The 4,958-nt window shown below is 63.3% G+C and carries 6 protein-coding genes; all 6 read right to left on the bottom strand.

The features are described from left to right. A partial coding sequence (locus ACILRA_RS19730; RefSeq protein WP_395663765.1) for an amidohydrolase family protein occupies positions 1–323 on the bottom strand: 323 nt, incomplete at its 3' end. Positions 324–385: 62 nt separating this feature from the next. Further along, complete coding sequence (leuB, locus tag ACILRA_RS19725) at positions 386–1,495, bottom strand: 3-isopropylmalate dehydrogenase (protein WP_395663764.1); 1,110 nt, start codon at positions 1,493–1,495, stop codon at positions 386–388. Between the two features lie 145 nt (positions 1,496–1,640). Continuing rightward, positions 1,641–2,006 (bottom strand): hypothetical protein, encoded by a 366-nt coding sequence (locus ACILRA_RS19720; RefSeq protein ID WP_395663763.1) that lies wholly within the window; start codon positions 2,004–2,006, stop codon positions 1,641–1,643. Between the two features lie 13 nt (positions 2,007–2,019). Then, positions 2,020–2,862, bottom strand: coding sequence for a universal stress protein (locus tag ACILRA_RS19715; RefSeq protein ID WP_395663762.1), 843 nt, complete (start codon positions 2,860–2,862; stop codon positions 2,020–2,022). A 64-nt stretch (positions 2,863–2,926) separates the two neighbouring features. Further along, positions 2,927–3,592, bottom strand: a complete 666-nt coding sequence (locus ACILRA_RS19710; protein ID WP_395663761.1) for a Crp/Fnr family transcriptional regulator — start codon at positions 3,590–3,592, stop codon at positions 2,927–2,929. Between the two features lie 211 nt (positions 3,593–3,803). Continuing rightward, the coding region (preA, locus tag ACILRA_RS19705) for an NAD-dependent dihydropyrimidine dehydrogenase subunit PreA (protein ID WP_395663760.1) at positions 3,804–4,958 on the bottom strand (1,155 nt) is incomplete at its 5' end.

Below are 4,958 nucleotides of genomic sequence, written 5' to 3'. Positions count from 1 at the left end.
GCAACCGCGAGATCGCAATAGCGCATGGCGCGCTCGATCACCGCCTCATGCGTCAAGAGCGGCTTGAGCTCCCCCCACAGCGCGATTCCCTCCAGCAGCGTGCCCGAGTTGTTGTAGCGCGGCATGCCGAGCGACAGCGTCGCATCCATGTGGAAATGCGCATCGATGAAAGGCGGCGAGACGAGATAACCCTTCGCATCGATCACCTCGTGCGCCTCTCCGGTAATGGAGGGCGACACCTCGGCAATGCGCCCTCCCGCACAGGCAATGTCTACCTTGCGGCCATCCGGCAAGGTGGCGTTTTTCACCAGGAGTTCGATCATGCTGCTTACCCTCTGTCTTCCCCCTTCCCGTCATCCCGGCCTGCGCCGGGGTGACGGATTCTTTAGGCCAGCGCCTTCAACTCTGCCAGAATAGCCGCACCCATCTCGGTGGTGGACGCATTGGCCGGCGTGTCGCCCGCGATATCCTTGGTGCGGATGCCCTTGGCCAGCACCGCCGAGATCGCCTGGTCCAGCTTGTCGGCCCAGTCGCCAAGCCCCAGCGAATAGCGCAGCGCCATGCCGAAGCTTGCGATCATCGCGATGGGGTTCGCAGCACCCGTGCCGGCAATGTCAGGGGCCGAGCCATGCACCGGCTCATAAAGCGACTTGCGGCGGCCGGTCTTGCCATCGGGCGCGCCGAGCGAGGCGGACGGCAGCATGCCGAGCGAACCCGTCAGCATCGCCGCCACGTCAGACAAGACGTCGCCGAACAGGTTGTCGGTCACGATCACGTCATACTGCTTGGGCCAGCGCACCAGCTGCATGGCGCAATTATCCGCCAGCACGTGCTCCAGCTGGATGTCGGGATATTCCTGCGCATGAACGCGGGTGACGACCTCGTTCCACAAGACACCCGTCTTCATCACGTTGCGCTTCTCGGCGGAGGAGACCTTCTTCTTGCGCGTGCGCGCGAGCTCGAAGGCCACGCGGCTGATGCGCTCGATCTCGAAGGTGTCATAGACCTGCGTATCGATGCCGCGCTTCTGGCCATTGCCGAGGTCGGTGATGGTCTTGGGCTCACCGAAGTAAACACCGCCTGTCAGCTCGCGCACGATCAGGATGTCGAGACCCTCGACCACCTCGCGCTTGAGCGAGGAGGCATCGGCCAGTGCCGGGTAGCAAATCGCCGGGCGAAGATTGGCAAACAGCCCCAGATCCTTACGTAGCCGCAGCAGCCCCGCCTCGGGGCGCACGTCATAGGGCACCTTGTCCCACTTAGGTCCGCCCACCGCACCGAACAGCACGGCGTCCGAGGCCATGGCCTTGGCCATGTCGGCCTCCGAAATCGCCTGCCCATGCGCATCATAGGCCGAGCCACCGACGAGGCCGCGGTCGGTCTCGAACCGGGCGATGCCTTGCGCGTTGAACCACGCGATGATCGCCTCGACTTCCTTCATCACCTCCGGCCCAATGCCGTCGCCCGGAAGCAGGAACAGATTATAGCTCGCCATGTGAATGCGCCCCGATCAATGGATTTCGGGCGCGATGGGTAGCGGCTTAATCCTGCCCAAGCAAGTGCCAAACCTTAGCATCCCGAGCAGCCCTGCCCGCGCTGGTTCCCCTCCACCTTGTCGGGCGGGGAAGGGAAATCAGTTGCTAAACCGGCTGAACCCTCACAACGCGGAAGGTGCGGAGCCCCTCCTCCTCACGGATCGAGACATATTCGCCCAGCGTGAAGGCATGATCGCCGAAGCGGTAGCCCGCCTCGTCATCCTCCTCGTCGGACGCGATGTCGTAGTGGAAGGCCCAGCTTCCGCCCGGCTTGCGAATCAGGTGGCCGATGTCATCGGCCTCGTTCGGCCGGAAGCGCATCACGCGGCAGTTGTCCCGCCGCTTGTGCCATTCCCCGGCATCGATCTTGCCGGTGGCGTCGAGGGGGGCGGCAAACTCATAGCCGATGGCCTGAGAACCTTCCGGATGGTCGTGGTCGCGCGCCAGTTCGAGGCGGATCTTGGTCAACATGTGGGTGTTTTCCTCAGTGAGACATCAGCACGGGCCGGTTCATCCGGTTCAGCACGAAGCGGGTGGCGCCGCCGAAAATGAACTCCGCCAGGCGGCTGTGTCCGTAGGCGCCCATCACGATCAGTCCCGCGCCGGTGTCTTCCGCACAGCGCATCAGCGCCTGGCCCTCGTCAAGGCCATCGGTGGGGTAGCCCTGCACCTCCGCCTTGACGCCATGGCGGGCCAGGGCTTCAGCCAGATCGGCTCCCGCCACACTGCCACGCAGGGCCGGGTCCTTCTGCGGGTCGATGCGAACGACGCGGACCTTCTCCGCCGCCTTCAGCAGCGGCAGCGAGTCGAAGGCCGCCCTGGCGGCCTCGCGGCCGCCGTCCCAGCCAATCACGATCTCCTTCAGCAAAATGCGCGCATCACCCTTCGCGGGCAGAACGATCACCGGGCGGCCCACGGCCATCACCACCTGTTCTACAAAATCACGCTCGACCCCGGTGATCTCGTCGGTGTTGGTCGCCGACACCATCACCAGATCGGCGCTGCGCCCGATGGCGATCACCTCCTCGGCAATGACCGGGGTGCGGGCATCGAGCAGATGGAAATCATGCGGCAGTGCCTCGCGCCGCATCGCCTCCTCGAAGGCCTGCTTCACGCGCTGGGTGTTGTCCTTGAAGAAGCTGCGGTTGCCCTCGAATACCTGGGGTGCCGCCTCAAAGCCGACCGACGGATAGACCTGAACGGCGGGAATCACATAGAGGCCGGAGACATGCGCGCCCGTTTCGCGCGCCAGATCGACGGCAGCCGCCACGAGTTCGGCAAGCCTGCCGACTTCGTTCAGTGACACCAGTAGCGTCTTGTAACTCATCTGACCGGCCTCCCGTTTGCCACTCATTCATGAACGGAAGACGATGCCCGTTCCTTGACCGGGATCAATGCCTGCTGCTGTCATGCCCGGCCGCATGGGCGAGCCGGTCGAGGTTTGGCACCATGATGAGCCTGCTGGTGCTGAGGCGGACGACGTTGCTGGTCTTGAGCCGCGTCAGCTGGCGGCTCACCGTCTCGATGGTAAGGCCCAGGTAGTCCGCAATGTCGGAACGGGTGAGCGGCAACTCGAAGGCCGCAGCACCCGGGGTGCTCTTATGAACACAACCCGTCAGCATGCTGCGCCGTGCCAGCATGTAGAGGAAGCTTGCGACCTTCTCCTCCGCCGTCTTGCGGCCCAGCAGCAGCATCCAGTCGCGCGCCGCATCGAGTTCGTCGAGCGTGTGCTGGAACAGGCGCTGCTGGAGGCCCGGGTATTCGCCCACCAGCCGCTCGAAGGCGGCATTGGGAAAGGTGCAGATCTCGACATCGGTTGCGGCTTCAGCGGTATAGGGATTGTTCTTCGAATAGGCGCGGCCCAGGAAGTCCGGCGCGAAGAGAAGTCCCACGATCTGCTGGCGCCCGTCGGGCAATGTCTTGGTCAGCTTGATCGCGCCGGAGATGACGTTTGCAAAAAAATCGACTGGATCTTCGTCAGAGATGATCGTCTGGCCTGCGCTGATCTTCTTGCGGTGAGCGATTTGCGCCAGCTGTTTGATCTGGACCTCGTCCATCGCCCCGCATACGGCCTGGTGACGCACCGAGCAATGCTCACATCGTTGCAGGACGTCCGTCAGAGAGCCGGGAAGCGAACCATGCATAATTTCGTATACTAGCCTGATCCTGGCTCTACGGCAAGCGCCACGCCGAACTGTTGAGCAGGGCGGTCTCCGCGCAGGCCTCCCCAAGAACGGCCCCTCCCCTGCTGGGGAGGGGTTTTCTCAATTATTCCGCGGCCTTAAGTGCCATGGGGTTATTGGGATGGGTTGTCCAATTTGCGTAATCAGGATTGATCTTCCGGCCCGTGCGCGCATCCACGCCCTCGGTCTGGCGGACCATGGTGATGCAGCTGTCGACCGGGCAGACCTCAACGCACAGATTGCAGGCCACGCATTCGTCGTCCATCACCTCGAAGTGCCGCTTGCCGTCCTTCTCCTTCATGATCGCCTGATGCGACGTGTCCTCGCAGGCGGCATAGCAGCGGCCGCACTTGATGCAGAGGTCCTGGTCGATCTTGGCCTTGGTCACATAGTTCAGGTTCAGGTACTGCCAGTCGGTGACATTTGGCACCGCGCGGCCGCGGAAGTCCTCGATGTTCGCGAAGCCCTTCTCGTCCATCCAGCGGGCCAGGCCCGTCTTCATCTCTTCCACGATGCGGAAGCCATAGGTCATGGCCGCCGTGCACACCTGCACGGTGCCCGCCGACATGGCGATGAACTCGGCCGCGTCCCGCCATGTGGTGACGCCACCGATGGCTGAGATGGGAAGGCCGCGGGTCTCTGCATCACGCGCGATTTCCGCCACCATGTTGAGGGCAATGGGCTTCACCGCTGGCCCGCAGTAGCCGCCATGGCTGCCCTTGCCGTCAATCGTCGGCATGGGCGCGAAATTGTCGAGGTCCACCGAGACGATGGAAGAGATCGTGTTGATCAATGACACCGCATCCGCACCACCCTTGTGCGCGGCGCGCGCGGGGTAGCGGATGTCGGTGATGTTGGGGGTGAGCTTCACGATCACCGGCATGCGCGAATACTGCTTGCACCAGCGGGTAACCATCTCGATGTATTCCGGCACCTGGCCTACGGCAGCACCCATGCCGCGCTCGCTCATGCCATGCGGGCAGCCGAAGTTCAGTTCGATCCCGTCACAGCCCGTCTCTTCGACACGCGGCAGGATGGCCTTCCAGCTATCCTCCGTACACGGAACCATGATGGAGACGATCATGGCCCGGTCCGGCCACTCGCGCTTTACCTTCTTGATTTCCTGGAGGTTCACCTCCAGTGGCCGGTCAGTGATAAGCTCGATGTTGTTGAGGCCGAGGAGGCGCCTGTCTGCACCATGGATGGCGCCGTAACGCGGGCCATTGACGTTGACGATGGG

This window comes from Aestuariivirga sp. (assembly GCF_044239095.1).
Classification (GTDB): Bacteria; Pseudomonadota; Alphaproteobacteria; order Rhizobiales; family Aestuariivirgaceae; genus Aestuariivirga.
This window is presented reverse-complemented; position numbering and strand designations above follow the sequence as displayed.